This window comes from Sphingobium sp. L-44 (assembly GCF_056859495.1).
Window position 1 is genome coordinate 18,225 of the sequence record NZ_JBSXOQ010000115.1, and the last position, 17,385, is coordinate 35,609.

At 64.4% G+C, this 17,385-nt stretch carries 24 protein-coding genes and 1 tRNA gene; 13 read left to right on the top strand and 12 right to left on the bottom strand.

The annotated features are described in order from the left end of the window. Positions 1–265 precede the first annotated feature (265 nt). The 9 genes from AC13EK_RS19150 to AC13EK_RS19190 form a co-directional block, all read right to left on the bottom strand. Positions 266–1,894 carry a DNA primase family protein gene (locus tag AC13EK_RS19150; RefSeq protein ID WP_483022345.1) on the bottom strand — a complete coding sequence of 543 codons (1,629 nt, stop codon included), beginning with the start codon at positions 1,892–1,894 and terminating at the stop codon, positions 266–268. Beyond that, the gene (locus tag AC13EK_RS19155; RefSeq protein ID WP_313737220.1) at positions 1,891–2,277 is read right to left on the bottom strand and encodes a GapR family DNA-binding domain-containing protein; all 387 of its coding nucleotides are present in this window, start codon (positions 2,275–2,277) and stop codon (positions 1,891–1,893) included. The genes AC13EK_RS19150 and AC13EK_RS19155 overlap by 4 nt, the downstream gene beginning before the upstream one ends. A 29-nt stretch (positions 2,278–2,306) precedes the next feature. Further along, positions 2,307–3,554, bottom strand: a complete 1,248-nt coding sequence (locus AC13EK_RS19160) for a CHC2 zinc finger domain-containing protein (protein WP_483022346.1) — start codon at positions 3,552–3,554, stop codon at positions 2,307–2,309. Between the two features lie 83 nt (positions 3,555–3,637). Then, positions 3,638–3,820, bottom strand: coding sequence for a hypothetical protein (locus AC13EK_RS19165; RefSeq protein WP_125986301.1), 183 nt, complete (start codon positions 3,818–3,820; stop codon positions 3,638–3,640). Between the two features lie 108 nt (positions 3,821–3,928). Then, complete coding sequence (locus AC13EK_RS19170; protein ID WP_483022347.1) at positions 3,929–4,108, bottom strand: hypothetical protein; 180 nt, start codon at positions 4,106–4,108, stop codon at positions 3,929–3,931. Next, complete coding sequence (locus AC13EK_RS19175; protein WP_483022348.1) at positions 4,105–4,296, bottom strand: hypothetical protein; 192 nt, start codon at positions 4,294–4,296, stop codon at positions 4,105–4,107. The genes AC13EK_RS19170 and AC13EK_RS19175 overlap by 4 nt, the downstream gene beginning before the upstream one ends. Positions 4,297–4,406: 110 nt before the next feature. Next, positions 4,407–4,910: a winged helix-turn-helix domain-containing protein gene (locus AC13EK_RS19180; protein ID WP_483022349.1), complete on the bottom strand. Its 504-nt coding sequence runs from the start codon at positions 4,908–4,910 to the stop codon at positions 4,407–4,409. 5 nt (positions 4,911–4,915) lie between these two features. After that, complete coding sequence (locus AC13EK_RS19185; RefSeq protein ID WP_483022350.1) at positions 4,916–5,404, bottom strand: hypothetical protein; 489 nt, start codon at positions 5,402–5,404, stop codon at positions 4,916–4,918. A 1-nt stretch (position 5,405) separates the two neighbouring features. Further along, a complete protein-coding gene (locus AC13EK_RS19190) occupies positions 5,406–5,651 on the bottom strand; it encodes a hypothetical protein (RefSeq protein ID WP_483022351.1) in 246 nt (81 codons plus the stop codon). On the opposite strand from AC13EK_RS19190, the gene AC13EK_RS19195 reads away from it, so the two are divergent. The 10 genes from AC13EK_RS19195 to AC13EK_RS19240 all read left to right on the top strand — a co-directional run bounded on the left by AC13EK_RS19195 (position 5,650) and on the right by AC13EK_RS19240 (position 11,000). Beyond that, positions 5,650–6,489, top strand: coding sequence for a S24 family peptidase (locus tag AC13EK_RS19195; RefSeq protein WP_483022352.1), 840 nt, complete (start codon positions 5,650–5,652; stop codon positions 6,487–6,489). The two genes, AC13EK_RS19190 and AC13EK_RS19195, sit on opposite strands and share 2 nt — an antisense overlap. Positions 6,490–6,573: 84 nt before the next feature. Beyond that, positions 6,574–7,035 (top strand): hypothetical protein, encoded by a 462-nt coding sequence (locus AC13EK_RS19200; protein ID WP_483022353.1) that lies wholly within the window; start codon positions 6,574–6,576, stop codon positions 7,033–7,035. 20 nt (positions 7,036–7,055) lie between these two features. Beyond that, complete coding sequence (locus tag AC13EK_RS19205) at positions 7,056–7,328, top strand: hypothetical protein (protein WP_483022354.1); 273 nt, start codon at positions 7,056–7,058, stop codon at positions 7,326–7,328. A 29-nt stretch (positions 7,329–7,357) separates the two neighbouring features. Further along, positions 7,358–7,681: a hypothetical protein gene (locus AC13EK_RS19210; RefSeq protein ID WP_483022355.1), complete on the top strand. Its 324-nt coding sequence runs from the start codon at positions 7,358–7,360 to the stop codon at positions 7,679–7,681. Position 7,682: 1 nt separating this feature from the next. Further along, positions 7,683–7,850 (top strand): hypothetical protein, encoded by a 168-nt coding sequence (locus tag AC13EK_RS19215; protein WP_313326122.1) that lies wholly within the window; start codon positions 7,683–7,685, stop codon positions 7,848–7,850. 37 nt (positions 7,851–7,887) lie between these two features. Further along, positions 7,888–8,055: a hypothetical protein gene (locus AC13EK_RS19220; protein ID WP_483022356.1), complete on the top strand. Its 168-nt coding sequence runs from the start codon at positions 7,888–7,890 to the stop codon at positions 8,053–8,055. Then, positions 8,048–8,962 (top strand): hypothetical protein, encoded by a 915-nt coding sequence (locus tag AC13EK_RS19225; protein ID WP_483022357.1) that lies wholly within the window; start codon positions 8,048–8,050, stop codon positions 8,960–8,962. The genes AC13EK_RS19220 and AC13EK_RS19225 overlap by 8 nt, the downstream gene beginning before the upstream one ends. Beyond that, positions 8,955–9,236, top strand: coding sequence for a hypothetical protein (locus tag AC13EK_RS19230; RefSeq protein ID WP_483022358.1), 282 nt, complete (start codon positions 8,955–8,957; stop codon positions 9,234–9,236). The genes AC13EK_RS19225 and AC13EK_RS19230 overlap by 8 nt, the downstream gene beginning before the upstream one ends. Beyond that, positions 9,233–9,601 carry a hypothetical protein gene (locus tag AC13EK_RS19235; protein ID WP_483022359.1) on the top strand — a complete coding sequence of 123 codons (369 nt, stop codon included), beginning with the start codon at positions 9,233–9,235 and terminating at the stop codon, positions 9,599–9,601. Before AC13EK_RS19230 ends, AC13EK_RS19235 begins: the two co-directional genes overlap by 4 nt. Positions 9,602–9,755: 154 nt before the next feature. Beyond that, on the top strand, positions 9,756–11,000 hold the full coding sequence (locus AC13EK_RS19240; protein WP_483022360.1) for a hypothetical protein: 1,245 nt from the start codon (positions 9,756–9,758) through the stop codon (positions 10,998–11,000). A gap of 39 nt (positions 11,001–11,039) precedes the next feature. Here the strand turns inward: AC13EK_RS19240 and AC13EK_RS19245 are convergent. Beyond that, positions 11,040–11,114 (bottom strand) — tRNA-Val (locus AC13EK_RS19245). A gap of 143 nt (positions 11,115–11,257) precedes the next feature. Between AC13EK_RS19245 and AC13EK_RS19250 the strand changes: the two genes are divergently transcribed. Continuing rightward, entirely contained in the window at positions 11,258–12,604 is a 1,347-nt protein-coding gene (locus tag AC13EK_RS19250; protein ID WP_069335743.1) for a dicarboxylate/amino acid:cation symporter, read from the top strand. Here the strand turns inward: AC13EK_RS19250 and cpdR are convergent. Next, positions 12,597–12,974: a cell cycle two-component system response regulator CpdR gene (gene cpdR, locus AC13EK_RS19255; RefSeq protein WP_004208143.1), complete on the bottom strand. Its 378-nt coding sequence runs from the start codon at positions 12,972–12,974 to the stop codon at positions 12,597–12,599. The two genes, AC13EK_RS19250 and cpdR, sit on opposite strands and share 8 nt — an antisense overlap. Before the next feature lie 135 nt (positions 12,975–13,109). Here cpdR and AC13EK_RS19260 point away from each other — a divergent pair, with 135 nt between their 5' ends. Then, on the top strand, positions 13,110–14,006 hold the full coding sequence (locus AC13EK_RS19260) for an N-formylglutamate amidohydrolase (RefSeq protein ID WP_037507717.1): 897 nt from the start codon (positions 13,110–13,112) through the stop codon (positions 14,004–14,006). Between the two features lies 1 nt (position 14,007). Here the strand turns inward: AC13EK_RS19260 and AC13EK_RS19265 are convergent, their stop codons facing one another. Next, positions 14,008–15,861, bottom strand: a complete 1,854-nt coding sequence (locus tag AC13EK_RS19265; RefSeq protein WP_069335744.1) for an acyltransferase family protein — start codon at positions 15,859–15,861, stop codon at positions 14,008–14,010. A gap of 139 nt (positions 15,862–16,000) precedes the next feature. Between AC13EK_RS19265 and AC13EK_RS19270 the strand changes: the two genes are divergently transcribed. Then, positions 16,001–17,329, top strand: coding sequence for a cytochrome P450 (locus AC13EK_RS19270; protein WP_069335745.1), 1,329 nt, complete (start codon positions 16,001–16,003; stop codon positions 17,327–17,329). Positions 17,330–17,385 lie beyond the last annotated feature (56 nt).

Genomic DNA, 17,385 nt, shown 5'->3' on the forward strand with positions numbered 1-17,385 from the left:
ATCAAACCCGCCGGACCCGCCGTAACTATCCGTAACCCGCATAAAACCGTGGCTTTTACTAACGGAGGGTTTGCCACCAACCCGCCGTATGCGACCGGCTAACCCGCCGTGTGACCGCCTTGATGCAACCGCCGCCGCGCCTCGCGCACCCCCTGACAGGCCGGATCAAAGCCGCCGGGCCTGCGCATACGGACGGTTTGGACCAACCCGCCGTAACCCGCCGTCACTACATCTAGTAGGCAGCAATTCGGGTGGGCGCTGGCCATCACGCGTCATCCCCGTCAAAGGGCGGCACGCAATCGTCGGCCGTCACGTCACCTACGGCGGGTTCGGCGCTGGCTTCCCCCACAGGGGGCAAAGACCCAGCGGCTGCGGGCGGGGCTGAACGATGGCCATAGTGCGGCTGCTCGCGCAGGCGGATACCTTTGCGCCACCGGGTGCCACGTCCGTCCTTATAGACGCCATGATGCTTGTCGCGCAGGGCACGGCCGAAGGCGGTGGGGTTCAGGACATGCTCAATGCCTGCATCCTCGCACCACTGCTTGAAATGGTCATGCAGCCGCTTTGCTGGCTCCATCGCAGCTTTGTCGGACGTGTCACACCATTCGGCCATCCAGTCCAACAGCGGCGAAGAGTCAGCCCAGAAATCGGCCAGGGCATCGCTCATGGCGCTGGGCTGCGGGATGCTGCGCGTGGTCAGCCATTCCAAGGCGCCATCGATCAACCAATTGAGGATGCCTGACTTTTCCTCTTTCAATCTCCGCAGCACTTCGTCGGGCTGCATGGCGCCCGCTGGCGTCTCATCCAGCGACACCGACCACATGAACAGCTTGAACCGGCGCCGGAAGCCCTTGTCGTCGCTGGGCGCGCGCGGGATGATGTTGCATTCGATGAACAGCTTGAAGCGCGGTTTGAAGGTGATTTCCGTCCGCTCATTCGCCCCGCGCGCGGTGACGAAGCTACCGGTGATTTGCTTGATCGTCTCGCCGTCCCAAACCGATGATTTCTTAGGCTCGTCGCTGGTAACAAAGCGGATATCACCGCGCAGGCGCACAAGGTCCGACCGATGCTCAGCGCCGCCGCCGTCCCGGCCTTGCAGGAAAGTCTTGATCCCTGCATGCCGGTAATAGTCGCCATGCAGATCGGCCAGGGCCATATGCGTCATGGACTTGCCGTCGCCGCCCTTGCCCTGATGGACATAGAAGGACTGGTCAGAGCTAAGGCCGGTCAGCGAATAGCCATAGAGCGGCTTGAACGCGGCCAGCTGCTCGGGATCAGGCGTCAGCATTTCCAGACGCTCAGTCCAGAAGGTGGCGGTCGCCTTCGGATCATAAATGACGTTGGCGACCTGCATCAGCATGTCGTTGGGATCATGGGGGTGCGCTTTGACCGTCCACTTCTTGTCCACCTCGACAAATCGCAGCGTGCAGTTGAGCGTGTTGTAGATCAGCTCATCCGTGTCGAAGTCCGCCAGCATCGCGGTCAGGAAGGATCGCGCCTGCTTGAGCATGCCCGATGTCATGCCGGCGCTGCCCGATCGGACGGCGTGACCACGGAGGGTTTCGACCCGTTTCTGAGCAAGCTCAGGCGTACACCAGGCGCCGACGCGCTCGCGTAGGGCTATCGCATTCTCCGCGATTTCGCCCAAAGCCGTCGCTTCCGCGTCGATATGCTCGATAACCTTGTGAGCGATCTTCTGCGCCTCGATCGCGCCACGCTCCAGCGACCAGCGGGTGCCATCATAATGGGCAAAGGCCTGCAAATCCTCGATCCACAGCAGGCGGCCTGCGGCAACGGCAACAATGCGCTTGCCGTTGCCGAAATCGGACGTGTCGAGCCACGCGGTAACCAGCGGGTCGGCCACGGTAATGGGAATGATGGTCTTCTTGGTCATGAGGAACGCGCCGCCTTCGCTGCCTGCGCCATCGCAAGCGCCGACCGCATGGTCTGGCGCCGCTTGGTCAGCTTCTTTTCTGCCTGATCTTCAGGGGCGAAGATGGCGAGCAACGCGCGGTCGCGCGCACTGTCCATCATTTCATCCAGCTTGACCGCGCCCCCATCGGCCACGCTGCGGTACAGGTCGAAAATCGCTTCCGCCTCATCCACCTTTTCCCGGCCATGCTTGTCGACCTTGCATAGCCAGCTGATGACTTCGCGGATCTTCGTCCCGTCGAAGCCGGCAACCTTCCCCTCTTTGCAAACCTCGCTCAGATCGGCCTGCAAATCCTTGATTTCGTCCTGAATGGCCTTGCCACGACGGATGAGGCCCAGCAGCAATGTCTTGCTCTGGCCTTCGCCAAGGTCGCTCATATCCTTCCTTCCCTAGCAGCATCATTGAAATCTTGACCCATGGGCGGCCGCACGGCGCGCGCATCGGCGCCGATCGCGCGCCAGGCGCGCACGAACAGCGTCCCGCACAATTCCGATCGCTCGCCGCTGGTCAGCTCGCGATGCACGATCGGCCCATTCTTCTTTTCGATCAGCTTTTCGCCGACATGGGCGCCCGTCGCCCGGTCTATGGGACCGCGCAGGGGCGCCATGTCGGCGTCGATCAATCCGGTGACACGCCCGCGATGGGCGAAGCGCAGCGGTGGCCGCTCGATGCTGGGGCGCGGATCGAACAAGGGGATTGCACCGCGAATGCGTGGCTCAGGCCCTTGCAGATTGCCAAGGCTCAGCGCCGCCAGACCCCAATCGTCGTCGGTGGCGCCACAAATGGCCATGCCCGACAGCACAGTCTCATTGCCTTCGCCGACATACAGACCGACCTGTGAGGGCAGGCCATAATCAGCGCCAGGCAACCAGACGCCGCCATGGCCGACCGGCCCCAGCATCTTGCGGGCGGGATATTTCGAACCGTCGCGGCGCTCGCGCACCATCTTGTCGCGCAAATCGGGCCGCAGCCAGGTGACATGGACGCCGATCGGCGCCCAATCATCCAGATCATGTTCGGGACCGGGGCCAAGCCCAGATGCCGGCAGGCCGCGCACCAGCGCCACGATTGCGGGCGCCTGCGGCACACTGTCGGGGCCGCGATCCACGCGCCAGGGCACGATCGGCCCCAGCCCGACAAAGCGAAAATCACACAGGCGTCGGTCAGTCAGGATCGACGCCGGCACCCCGCGCGCGATCAGATAGGTGCGCACCGCATCGGGATCATAGCGGCCGATCTTCCAAAGGTGCCGGCCCAGCGCGATGGACTCGATCACTTCAACCTCGCGCGTCGGGACACTCTGCTTTTCGCGACGGCGGGGCGCGGCCTCCAGATCGGCGGTATGGCCACACTCCAGACGGGCAAGGGCTTCGGCAAAGGTCAGGCTGTAATGATCCTGCACGAACTTGATCGCGTCGCCCGACCAGCCACAGCCCCAGCACTTGGCGCGCCAGCCATCGACATCGACCGCGAAGCTATCGGATTTCGATCCGTGAAAGGGGCATTTGCCGCGCGGCTTGTTACCCTTGCCCAACTTGACGGCGGCACCGATGACCGTGGCGATACTCACCCGCGCCCGCAGACGCGCAACGCGATCAGCAATGGGGGAGGGCAGAGACAAGGCGAGTGTTCCCGGAAATCAGGCAAAGGTTACAAATTGCGGGGAAATGGGCCTTTTCCTGCCGTGCCCAGGGCAACATGATTTTAGGCTTCGGTCAGGGCACTTTCGCCCCACCACGCCTCGATCTGGCGACCGTCGCCGCCGCGATAGCGGATATAATAGGACGGTTCGGACGCCTCATATTCCGCGCGGCCCACCACATGGCCTTCTTCGTCGCTCGTTTTCAGGCGAACATGCTGGCCCAGCTTGAATTTCAGATCGTCCATGATTGTACCTCTCTATCTAGAAAATCGCCGCCTCTCCGACTGGTCACGCCTGTATCGAGCCGCTGACGTTTGCGGCCACGGCGGGGCCTGCAAGCCCCGTCGATCCTGTCAGGCACCTCGCCAAAATGCCGGCGTCACCACCCGCGAGGTCAGCGCGCTCGCGCTATGGTCAGCGCAATTGACGGTGCCACACCGGGGGCAGGGGATGCGCACCACGCGCAGCGGTTCGGCGTCGATCTTCGGCACCGGCAGGCGGCCGAAGGCCTGTTTGGTCAGGATACCCATCATTCGCTTCCTTCCCCGGCAATGGCGCCGATTTCCTTGAGCAACTGGCTGGCCCGCGCGCTGTCGGCGCTGCGGGAACCGCGCGTGGTGCAATCCATGATGATCCGGGCCAGCGCCTCGATCCGGCGCGCGCGGCGATAGAGCTCACCGGGTGTCAGGCTGGTCGCCATGTCGGTCCCGTCCCGCTCCACCGCCGCGCCGCCTCAGTGTTTGGCGGGCGCGGCTGCCACAGGGCTGGGCGCCGCGCCCGTTCCGTCGTGCGACCCGAAGGCGACGGATTTGAAAGGGGTAAGGGCGGCGGTCACAGCATCGCCCTTTGTGTCTGCTTGCCGGTGGCCAGGATGGTCACCACCCGCCGCTCCAGCGGCGAAGGCTCTTCCACGCTGATCTTGCCCAGCTGCACTAGGCGGCGGACGCGATAGGACGCCGCTTCCTTGCCATTCAGGCCGACCCGTTTGGCCAGTTCCTCATTGGTGGGGCAGGGCAGGCCGCGCGCTGCCGCCTGTTGCAGGATGCGCAGCACCGCCCGCGTCGTCATCGCGCCGTCATTGGCCGCCAGCTGGAACCGGCCACGCTGCGGCACCTGTCGGGCGCGAAGCTGCGACGGGCGCGGATCGGGCAGGCGCTGCGCGATGAAGCGCAACCGGCCATCGACCCGCTTGCTGGTCATCGCGACCAGTCCCGCATCGTGCAGCCCACGCACCGTGGCGCCGATCGCGTCGCCGGGGCGGACGCCTTCGGCATAGACCACGTCTTCACCCGGCTGCGCGCGTTCGGCCCAGCTGCGAAATTGTTCCGGCTTCATGAACGTCATTCCCCCGCCACCGCGCGCAGCCGGGCCAAAATGGCGACCGCCACGCTGACCAGCTGTTCCGCATCCTCGATCATGCCCAGCCGCTGCACATCGTGGGCGCACACCATGCGGTCGCCCATCGCCGTGCAGATTTTGCGGGTGATATCCGCCCCTTCGGTCGACAGGATGCCGATCTGGGCCAGCCAATCCATCGCCTCGCCTTCCGGCGCGGGCAGGCGGAACAGCTCGAAACCCTGCATCTTCGCCAGCGCGCGGGTGATATGCGGCCAGCCATCCTGACCGGCGGACATATTCTCCACCACCGGCACCAGGCGCAGCGGAATGAACTCAGCGACTTCGCTATTGCCCCACTGCGCAACCGTGGACTGGCTGCGCTCCAGCATGCGGCTGACATAGACCTGCCGTCCGGCTGCATGCACTGCATCTGCCGTGGCCTCGCTGATCGCGATATCTGCCGGCCCCAGATTTTCCGCCCCCCGCGCCATATCAGGCGGCCTGCCCGATATCTTTGGGCGCGCTATGGGGTGACGCCCCGTCGCTCGCGCAATATCCATCCATAAAGTCGAGGATGCGACGGCCAGTGCGAAGCGTGATCGAGCGACCGTCTCGGATCGATTTGATCAAGCCACCTTCGCCGGTGGCGTCGAGGCCCAGGCGTGTCGGCGACATGCCAGTGGCGTCGAGGAATGCCTCAATCTGCTCTAGCAGCTCTTCGTCGGTGGGGATCGTCATGATGCGACTGGATAATGAGATTTATCTCAGCAAGCAATCCCTAAAATCAGTTTTATCTCATGGTGATGTCTCATTGCTGGCTTGCGATATACCACTTTCTATGAACAAGCCCTCTGGCCGCCAATATTATGATGCTTTGATGCAGCTCATGCCTCCCAACTTGACGGAGGCTGGCTGGGCGCGCGCCGCTAAGGTCAACAGCAGCCTTTTCCAAGATATGAAGGCGAAGGGTACGCGGCCTCGCATCGATACGATCGAAAAACTGTTGGCCGCAATTCGCGTTAGCATGTCGGAATTTCATGGCCTGCTTGGCGCGCAATCTGATGAGCTGCCTGCCGCAAATGTAGTTCACGCGCCTAACAGCCACTATCGCCATCGCAGCAATCCCATGGATGTTCCCGTATGGGGCACGGCGGAAGGCGCTGATTTTACGCCCGATCTTGACGCGCCTGGAACGTGCGTGGAAACTACGACCCTTATGCCTGGGGATGTCATCGACCATATCCGCCGACCGATCGGCATTGCGGAAAAGCGTACGATCTACGCGCTGTTTGTGGTCGGAACGTCTATGGAGCCGCGCTATTTCGACGGCGAGCCGATTTTTGTCGACCCTACCAGAACCCCAGCGATCGGCGATCATGTTGTGTTGCAATTGACCGCGCCAGATGGTGATGGCGGCGAGCATGTCGTGCGCGCCATGGTGAAGCGATTGGAGCGGCGGACCGCGGAGTTCTACTATCTGCGCCAATACACCCCTGACATTACCTTCAAGGTCGCCAAGGCGAACGTCGCGGAAATTCATCGGGTTATCCCGCCTGCGGAACTGCATGGCATCTGATCAATGAGACAAATCTCATTATCTCATTGACAATGAGATTTGTCTCATAATATTCCCCTCCCGTTCACTCAACGGGAGGCAATCATGCTTCATGCGCCTATCGAGTTTCCGTTTCCCGGCAGCGTCGTGCTGTCGAAGGGCCTGCGCTGGACGATCCGCCAGCTGTTCGACAATGGCGCCACCGCGCTGATCGTCCGCGAAGGGGCGGGCGCACAGGGCCGCCGCCGCGAGGCCGTGGCCGATCTGGTCGACGCCAACATTGTCGACAGTGACGGCATTCACGCCGTCAAGGGCATCGGCCGTGACACCAAGCGCCTTGCCCTCCATGTCGCCCGCCATCTGCGCGACAGCAACGAAGTCGTGCTGCGCGATCTGGGCCACCATCTAGCCGCCGCCCACGCTGCCGGCAATGTGCCCCGCATCCGCGACAATTATCACCTGGTCGAGATCATGCGCGGTTTGGGCTGGCACAAGGCTGGCTGGGCCGGCACCGGCCCGACCCTCAGCCCGGTCTATCGCCGCACGGCGAAGGCGGTGGCGGCATGATCACGATAATTCATGGCCCCATGCGCAGCGGCAAGACCTTCCACAAGGCTGCCTTTGCGCGCGCCTACGGCGCCACCCACGTCGTGGATTGCTGGGATGCCAGGCAGCACGAAATTCCGGCCGACAACCGGCTAGTGCTGACCACCAGCGATCTACGCGACATCGACCGCGCCATTCGTCTCGACTGGCCAGAGGCCGAAGTCCGGGTCGTCGACATCAAGAGCGCGCGGCTTGCGATTGGCGAGGCGTCGCATGCGCCGGCATGGCACCCCGAACAAAAGGCGGTGCAATGATGGCCGCTACCCACACTCCAGGACCGTGGATGCAGACCTGCGCAGGCGACTGGAAAGCCGTAAACGACTATCGCGCCAGCGTGACATGGACCGGGATCATCGGTGCGGATGGGGCGGTCGTTGCGCTCCCGGTTTCCGATCGGCCCGCGCTCAGCGACCCCATCTTCGACGCCAACGCCCGCCTGATCGCCGCTGCGCCGGAACTGCTTGCCGCGCTGAAGGGCGCGCTAGGCGCGCTTGAGCAGGACGTCGATACGGGGGCGGACTATAACGACGCCGATTGGATCGGCATCGCACAGCAGCGTCTGGAGGCCGCCAAGGCCGCCATCGCTAAAGCCGAAGGCGCCGCCTGACATGGCCCGCCGCACCCTTGCAGATCGCCGCCCGGCGACCCGCTACCGCCCGCCCTGGCGCAAGCCGGTGCCCGGCCCGGCCCACACCGTGAAGAAGCTGGGCGATGTCGAAATGACCAGCACCGGCTTTTCCCGCCTGACCGACACCGGCTTCGAAAGGATCGACTGACATGGACAGCCGGGCCGTCACCGCCGTTAACACCGCTATGGGCGTCGCGTCCTATCTGGACGGGATCGCCGAACGCAAGCGCGCCAACGATGTCCGCCGCCTGTGCCGCAGCAACACCAGCTACCGCACGCGGCTCAGCGCCCTGCACCACGATAACACGCAGCTGCGCGCCCGCGTCGCTGAACTGGAGGCCAAGCATGTCTAAGCTCATCCTTTGCTGCCCCAATTGCGACCGCAACTGGTCGACCCGCGATTGCGCGGGCCGCGACAGCATCATCTGCGAATGCGGCTTCGGCATCGCTGTGCCGGACACCCGGTCCAAGGCGATCGCGGCGGCAAGCTGCGCGAGCGAGGCCGCTCACGAGCTGCTGACCTTCGCCCGCGAAGGCAACCAGCTGGGCGACACTGCCTTTGCGGTTTCGGTCGGCGAAAAGCTGGCCGATGCGTTCCGCCTGTCGATCGACGCCCAGGGTGGCCCCGACGATGCAGAGGAAGCGCTCTTCTATACCCGCATTCTCGACTATCTCGATCCGCGCCACATCGTGCGGATGCCTCCGCAATATGAGGCGCGTGCGTTCATGATACCCGACGGCCGCTGGTATATTTGCCGCGCCGCCGCCGACGATCTGGACGAAGATCAGCGCTTCCTGTCGGAACCGGAGGCGCAGGGCATTGTCGCCATGCTCAACCTTGCCGCGCCTGCCGGCGTCGGGCGGACGCCGCTTCCTACCCAGGAAGAGCTTCGCCTTGCCCATGCCATTGTCGACAGCAATCCGGTGCTGCGCGTCCATGCCGCCCCAGAATGGCAGGAGCTGACCGAAGACGCGCAGCAGTGGGCCGCAGTGTTGATCCGCGAGGCCCGCCGCATGTCCGCGCCGGCAGTTTCCGCCGATGTCGCGGCTCTGGTCGTGGCTGCGCGGGAAGTGCTTGATGAATATGGACGCGAAAGCGTCGATGAGCAGCAGGCCGGCCACGACACCCTGCGCCAGCTCGACAAGGCCGCAGAAGCCTTCGCCTCACGCGTGTGCCGGGACGATGATGGCGGGTCTCTAAAGGATGCTCATGCGGTCCCATGCACCTGCGGCCTTCCGGGGGATGCAAGCGATGGATGACCTTTTGGATTTGATGCGCCCTGATCCAAGGCCGGTATGGCGAGATGGTGCAGTCGTTACCGACAAAGCGCACCCTAAGCTTGAAGGCGACTTGCTGTTCCTCTGGAATGACTATCGTGATGGTCGCGCGGGCGGCAAGTGGTTTCGGTTCGATGCGCGCGATAGCATCTGGCGCTGCCTCGATCCGTTCGGCCACACTGACATAAATCGGTTGCCCGACCAGCCGCCCGCGCTCGATCGCCACGGACGTTTCACGCACGAGACTGTGCAATGACCCGGCCCGCACCCTTCCAACTGGTCCAGATCGCCCGCGAGGAACGCGCCCGCCGCAAGGTGGCATGGGAGCGCGCGGGCAGGCAGGACAGCCCCACCGCGCGTGATGATGAAATCATCTGGTCCAACATCGAGCATTTCGCGCACATCCTGAATGGCGAGCGCCGGCCGATCCATTGGCCGGTCGAGCATAAGCAGATCATGGTCGAGAGTATCGCGGCCACCCTGCGGAAGGCGCCGGAAGCTTTCTATAAGCTGCCCGGAAAGGTGCGCGGCCTGCGCGATCTGCAATATGCAATTCAGTTCACCTTGCTCTACGTGCTGGACCAGCCGGTGCCAGAGCATCCCGAAAGGGCCGCCGCATGAACGCCGTTTCCGACCTCGCCCGCCGCCTGTCGCGCGCCCGCGACAAGGGCAGGGGCATCCGCCTGACCGACGCCGATCTTGACTTGTTCTTCCTGCACGGCGGTAATGATGCGATCCAGCAGGCAGCAGCCGCCATACAGAAAGAAGATGCACGATGCCGAGACGCGCAAAGGCGCAGGGAGTTTATCAGCGCGGTGCCTACTGGCTCGATTGGGACCGCAAGCGAGACGGCACCCTTCGATCCCCCAACCTCGCCATCTTCTGGTATGACCCCGACCGAGGACGGCTCAGAAGCCTTTCGACGGGCACAGCAGATGACGCGCAGGCGAAGCGCGCACTAGACCGCCACTACCTCCAGAATACGGAAGGGGCGGCGATCTGCCCCACCTGCGGCCAGCGCCGCAACGCGGAAGACGCCAGCTACTTCGTCACCAAGGCGATCGTCGACTATCTGGCGCTCAAGGATGACAAAATCCTTGAGGCCCGCCTTGCCCATGTGGTCGACTATATCGGCACGCTGCCCAGCCCCAACATCCGATGCCGCCAGGTTAATGAGACATGGGTGCAGGGCTTCCGCGATTGGGCGGCCAAGCAGCCCGTAATCTTCACCAGCGGCCGTGTCCGCGAAGAGCCGCGCGCGCCGTCGACCATCGAAAATAGCGTCATCGCCTTGGCCGCAGCCATCACCGCCGCGCACGATCGCGGCGACGTGGCCCGGCCTGTTCAGTTCCGCCCGATCCAGACCAAGGAACTGAACAGGACGCCGCGCCGCCGCCTGACGGTGAAGGAACTGGCCGCCGCATTCGAATATGCGATCGACCCGCAGTTTCCGCAGAAGCGCAAGGCGCTGCATCAGTGGCTGATCGCCAGCGTCTGCACCGCCGCGCGCCCGGATGCGGTCTATGATATCTCGACCGATCCCAAGCGCCGGCAATGGGATAGCGCCAGCCGTGTGCTGCACCTGAACCCGATCGGCCGCCGGCAGACGAAGAAGTATCGCGCCACCATCATCGCGCCCCGCCAGTTCGCCTTGCATATGGACGGGTGCGAAGGGCTGTTCGTGAAAAGCGGCAACATACGCAGCGCGTTCGACACCATGTGCGAAAAGCTGGGCTGGCCCAAGGATGGCGAGAATGGTCAGAAGCTGATCCGCCGATCGGTGGCGCAGCTGCTGCGCGATCCGGCGCGCAAGGTTCCTAGCGAGCAACTGGAGCTTCAATTAGGGCACCGCCGCATAGACAGCGTGACAGACCTCTATGCGGCCTTTGATCCGGCCTATCTGGCCGATTGCACCCGCGCCCTTGAGCAACTGATCGATGAGATAGAGAGGCTGGCACCGGGGGCGTTCCACCGGAAGGACACCGGAGGCGGCGCCGTCATCATCCCAATGCGGGCATAGAAAAACCCCGGTAAGTCACTGACTTGCCGGGGTTTTCCATGGTGGGCGTGGCAAGGATTGAACTTGCGACCCCTGCGATGTCAACACAGTGCTCTACCACTGAGCTACACGCCCGCCGTGGAGGGGGCCAATAACGGGGGGCGGTGACTCGCGCAAGCGCTAAATGACACTTTTTTGTAGAAACTTTTCCAACCCGCTGGACAGGGGGTGGGGAGGCCATATGCTGCGGTGCAAATAAGGGGGGACGCAAAAACATCATGTTGCCTACGCCATCGACGCCGACGGAACCGGTTCGGCCGCTCCCCTTCTATCGCCATCTCTATTTCCAGGTGCTGGTGGCGATCGCGCTGGGCGTGCTGCTCGGCCATTATTTCCCGGCGACGGGCGAGGCGATGAAGCCGCTGGGCGATGCCTTCATCGCGCTGGTGCGGATGATCATCGCGCCGGTCATCTTCCTGACGATCGTCACTGGTATCGCCGGTATGAAGGAACTTGGCGCGATCGGCCGGGTCGCGGCCAAGGCCTTTGCCTATTTCCTGACCTTCTCCACCCTGGCGCTGATCGTCGGCCTGATCATCGCCAATGTCGTGCAGCCTGGCGCCGGGCTCAACATCGATCCGGCGACCCTGGATGCCAGCAAGATCGCCGATTATGCGCAGCAGGCGCATGATCGCACGCTGGTCGCCTTCCTCCTGAACGTCATTCCCGCGACCCTGGTGTCGGCGGTGGCCGACGGGCATAATATCCTGCAGGTGCTGTTCGTCGCGATCCTGTTCGGCATCGCGCTCAGCATGATCGGGGAGAAGGCCGAGCCGCTGATGACGGTGCTGGAATCGGCCAGCCTCGCCATCTTCAAGCTGGTATCCTTCCTGATGAAGGCGGCGCCCTTCGGCGCGTTCGGCGCGATGGCCTTCACCGTGGCCAAATATGGCGTCGGGACGCTCGCCAACCTCGCCGGGCTGGTCGCGACCTTCTACCTCACCTCGCTGCTGTTCGTGCTCGTCGTGCTGGGGACGGTCGCCTGGTTCGCCGGCTTCAACATCCTGCACCTGATCCGCTATCTGCGCGCCGAACTGCTGCTGGTGCTGGGCACCTCCTCGTCGGAAGCGGCGCTGCCCAGCCTGATCGAGAAGATGGAGCAGGCCGGGTGCCGCAAGTCGGTGGTCGGGCTGGTCGTGCCGACCGGCTACAGCTTCAACCTCGACGGCACCAATATCTACATGACCCTGGCGGCGCTGTTCATCGCGCAGGCGACCAATGTGCATCTGAGCCTGGAGGAGCAGATATTGCTGCTGCTGGTGGCGATGCTGTCTTCCAAGGGCGCAGCGGGCGTGACCGGCGCAGGCTTCATCACCCTGGCCGCCACCCTGTCGATCGTGCCGTCGGTGCCGGTCGCGGGCATGACCCTGATCCTGGGCGTCGATCGCTTCATGAGCGAATGCCGCAGCCTCACCAACTTCGTCGGCAATGCGGTGGCGACGGTGGTGGTGTCGGTCTGGGAAAAGGGCCTGGATCGCGAGCGCTTCGCGGCGGCCATGGCGGGCAAGCCGCTGCCGCCGCTGGGGCAGGGCGCGGAGGAGGTTGCGGCCGAAGCGCTCAGCTAAGGCCGGTCAGCGTCTCGCTGCCGAACATCCGTTCGACTTCCAGCACCAGGTCGCGCAGGTGGAAGGGCTTCGACAGCACCTTCGCCTGCGGCACCGCCTTGCCGGCTTTCAGCGTCACGGCGGCAAAGCCGGTGATGAACATGATGCGGGTCTGGGGCGCGACATTGGCGGTGTGCTGCGCCAGTTCGATGCCGTCCATCTCGGGCATGACGATGTCGGTCAGCAGCAGGTCGAACCGATCCGATTCGATATGCGGCACGGCCTGGGTGCCGGTGGCGACCGCCACCACCTCATAACCCGACTTTTCCAGCGCCCGCGCCAGATAGGCGCGCATGCTGTCATCATCTTCCGCCAGCAGGATTCGAACCATTGACCCCAAATTTCCTGTAAGCCGTCTTCCGCGGCGCCCCTTGCCTTGCCCACAGACTGGCAAGCCGTTTGGATATATGCGACAAGGATTAAAGATTATCCAGCCGACCAAATTTTTCCCCGGCCGGTGAAAGGAATGGCGTTGGATCATTTTGGTACGTGTCCGCCAACCGAATCGACGGCGGCCTATGATCTTCATGGTCCTGCTCTTCCCAATGGTCCGCTGATTGTGTCCGTGCCCCATGCCGGGCGCGACTATTCCCCTGAATTGCTCGCTCTGGCGCGGGTGCGGCCGGAGGTGCTGCGCCGGCTGGAGGATCGCTGGGCCGACATGCTGGCGGGGCCGCTGGTCGCGCGGGGCTATAGCGTGCTGGTCGCCCGCGCGCCGCGCGCGATGATCGACCTCAACCGGCATGAGCGGGAGCTGGATCCGGTGATGGTGACCGGTCTGCCCCGCGACCAACCGCTGCAGAGCAGCGCCAAACTGCGCGGCGGGCTGGGCCTCATTCCCCGTCGCCTGCCCGGCGCCCTGGAATTGTGGCAGCGGCCCATCCCCTGGGAGGAAGCGCGGCGGCGGATCGAGACGGTGCATCGGCCCTATCATGCCCGGCTGGCACAGATGATGACGGCGGCGCGGGAACGGCATGGCCATGCCATCCTGATCGACCTGCATTCGATGCCGCCGCTGCCGCCGCCGGCCGCCGGGCAGGCTGCCCCGGCGCTGGTGCTGGGCGATCGCTTCGGCCGCAGCGCCGCGACACGGCTGATGATGCTGGCGGCCGATGTCGCGGCCGGGCATGGCGTGCTGACCTCGCAGAACCATCCCTATGCCGGCGACCATCTGATCGAGCGGCATGGCCGGCCGGAGCGCGATTTCCATGCGCTGCAGCTGGAGGTGGACCGTGCCCTCTATCTCGACGTCACGCTCGACCGGCCGGGACCGGGACTGACGCGGATGCAGGGCGTGGTGGCAGCGATTGCCGAGGCGCTGGCGAACGAACTGCCGCGCAGCTACGCGATGGCGGCGGAATGATTTAGTCGTTCATCACCAGCCGGGCGCCGGCGACACTCAGATGATGGGAATCGAAATAGAGCGGCTTGCTATCATGGATGATGGCGCAGCGGCGGGCATCGCATAGCCGCGCCATCGGATCGATCAGCGTCACCCCCCGTGCCTGCCAACGGGCAAACAGCGCGCGCAGATTGCGGGTGCGGGCCTCGATCGTAGCGCGGTCCACACCCTGCGCCTGGTCCAGTTGTCCAGCTCGAGCGAGATGGGCCAGATGGCGTGGCACGTCGAAAGGCTGGGGTGGGACCGGTCCGATCAGGATGACCTGCCGTCCTTCGGCGCGAAGCGCATGGATGGTGGCGTCGAGTTTCGCGACGAAGGCGGGATCGTCAAATTCGCCATTGGCCCAGAAGGCGGCGAGATAGATGCGGCGGATGCCCGGATCGGCACGGATGGCGGCAAAGGCGGCCTGGTTGGCGCGAGCGCAGCGGGCATCCTTGGGCGCGTCATAGCCCAGCACCGGCGGGCAACTGGAGGTGGTGCGCTCGATCAGGGCGCGGCCTTCCGCCCTGGCCTTGAGCGACAGGGCATAGGCCATTTCCACGCCATGGCTGTCGCCCCAGAGCAGGGCATCGGGTCGGACCTTGGCGCCGAGAATGCAGGGCTGGGCACCGCGGGCGAATGTGTCGTGGCAGGCCTTGCGCGCGGGGCTGATGTCGGTGCGGCCGGCGGCGAGCTGCAGCACCTGGGGCACAAAGCGCTGCGGCCAGCCGCCCATCGCCAGCAGCGTCAGCGACAGGAGGCAGAGTAGCGACATGGCGCCGCCGGTGAACTGGAAGATGCGCCGGGCGGGGATGCGGCGGGCATCGCGGAAGGGACGCTCGATGAAGCGCCAAGAGAGGATGGCGGCGATGAAGGAAGCTGTCACGACTGCGATGGCCGTCGATCCGGTCAGGGCCGCATCGGTCGCATATTCGGTGAAGACGATCAGCGGCCAGTGCCACAGATAGAGGGAATAGGAGATGAGGCCCACGCCGACGAAAAGGCGCAGGCTGAGCAGGCGCCCGACGCTGGTGCCCGGCGCGCTGTGCAGCAACAGCGCCGCGCCCAGCACAGGGGGCAGGGCGGTGATGCCGGGGAAGATGGTCTCGCGGGTGTAGAAGATGACGGCGAAGGCGACAGATAGAAGGCCACTCCACGCAAGCGCCTCCCGCAGCCAGCGCGGGCGCGCGGCGGGTATGGCGCCGAGCGCCAGCAAGGCCCCCGCAAATAATTCCCAGGCGCGGGTCGGCAGCAGGTAGAAGGTGAAGCCGCTGGTGTCGCGCTGAAGTGCGATCGCCAGTGTCAGCGAGAGTGCGGTGATCGCGCCGACGATCAGGCTGCGCCAGCGGGCGGCAAAGCGTGCGACCAGCATCAGCAGGATCGGGAAGCCGATGTAGAATTGCTCCTCCACCGCCAGCGACCAGCTGTGGAGCAGCGGTTTCACGTCGGCGCCGCCGGCGAAATAGCCGGTGTCGGTGAAGAACCAGAGGTTGGAGGAGAACAGCGTGGCGGCGAGCGCGGATTTCGGCACGCCCTCGATATCGCCGGGCAGATAGAGCCAGCAGGCCGCCGCCAGCACGGCCAGGATCATCAGGCTGAGCGCCGGCATGATCCGGCGGAAGCGGCGTTCGTAGAAATGGACGAGCGAGAAGCGCTGTTCATCCACCTCGCGCGCGATGATGCCGGTGATGAGGAAGCCGGAGATCACGAAGAAGATGTCGACGCCGACATAGCCGCCGGAAAAGCCGGGCACATGGGCATGGAAGAGCAGCACCGGCAGGATGGCGATGGCGCGCAGCCCGTCAATGTCGCGGCGATAGCGACCCGCCCCGATCATGCTGCTTTCCTGTGGTGCCGACCCATGCATGGCGCTGTCCTAGCGCGAAAGCCCTGCGATTTGCTTTACCATTTTGCCGTCGTTGACAGCGGCAGGGCGGATGATATGATCCAATGTATATCATAAATGGGTGAGGATCATGCGCGATTACGCCACGGCGGACTTCTACAAGGATGTGGATCTGGTTGATGATCCCCATGCCTATTTCGACTTTCTGCGCGCCCAGGGGCCGGTGACGCGGCTGCCCCATCGCAATGTGGTGGCGGTGACGGGCTATGAGGAAACGGTGCAGGTGATGCTCGATACCGAGCATTTTTCCAGCATCAACGCCGTGACCGGGCCGATGACGGAATTGCCCTTCACGCCGCAGGGCGACGACATCGCGGCGGAACTGGAGGCGGCGCGGCCCAAGATCGCCTTTGCCGACCAGATCGTGACGGAAAGCGGCACCCGCCATGCCAAGCTGCGATCGGTGATCGGCAGCCTGTTCACACCCAGTCGGTTGAAGGCGCTGGAGCCATCCCTCTATGCGACCGCCGACAGCCTGATCGACGAGTTTGCCGCCGATGGTAAGGTCGATCTGGTGCGCCAATATGGCGGCCCCTATGCGACGCTGGTGATCGCCGACCTGCTGGGCATCCCGGCCAAGGAGCGTGCGGCCTTCCGCGTCCTGCTGGAAGGGGCGGTGCCGGCCCAGATCGACGGATCGCCCGAGGATCTGAAGCACAATCCGCTGGTCGGCCTTGGCAAGCATATGTTCCGCTACATCGCCTGGCGCCGCTTCCTGAACCATCCGGCGGTGCTGCCGGTGCGCAGGCTGCTGGGCGCGGACACGGGGAAGAAGGACATATTGACGACGCTGGCGCTGGCGAAGTTCCCGGATGGGACGAGCCCGACCCTGGTCGATCTGACGGCGATGGCGGCCTTCCTGTTCGGCGCGGGGCAGGACACGACCAACCGGCTGCTGGCCAACGCCTTCCGCATCATCGCGATCCGGCCGGATATCCAGGCGCAGTTGCGTGCCGACCCCAAGCGTATCCCCAATTTCCTGGAGGAAGTGCTGCGCTATGACGGGTCGGTGAAGAGCGGGGGGCGTATCTGCACGCGGACGACGGAGCTGGGCGGGGTCGAGATCAAGGCGGGGACGACGATCCTGATGTCGCACATGGCGGCCAATCGCGATCCGCGCCGTTTCGACAATCCGGCGCAGTTCGACATGGATCGGCCGCGTGCCAAGGAGCATCTGGCCTTTGGCCGGGGGGCGCATACCTGCATCGGCGCGCCGCTCGCCCGGCGCGAGGTGGCGGTCAGCATCGAACGGCTATTGGCGCGGATGGGCAATATCCGCCTGTCTCCGGCCCATCACGGGTCAGGTGAGGCGCTGCGCTTCGACTATGAGCCCACCTATATATTGCGGGCGCTGCGGCACCTGCATCTGGAGTTCGATCCGATCGCGGATCCCGGCTGAACAGGGGGCAGAGGCCGGCTGGACCGGCCCCTCCTTGCGATTCGGAGGGGCCGGTT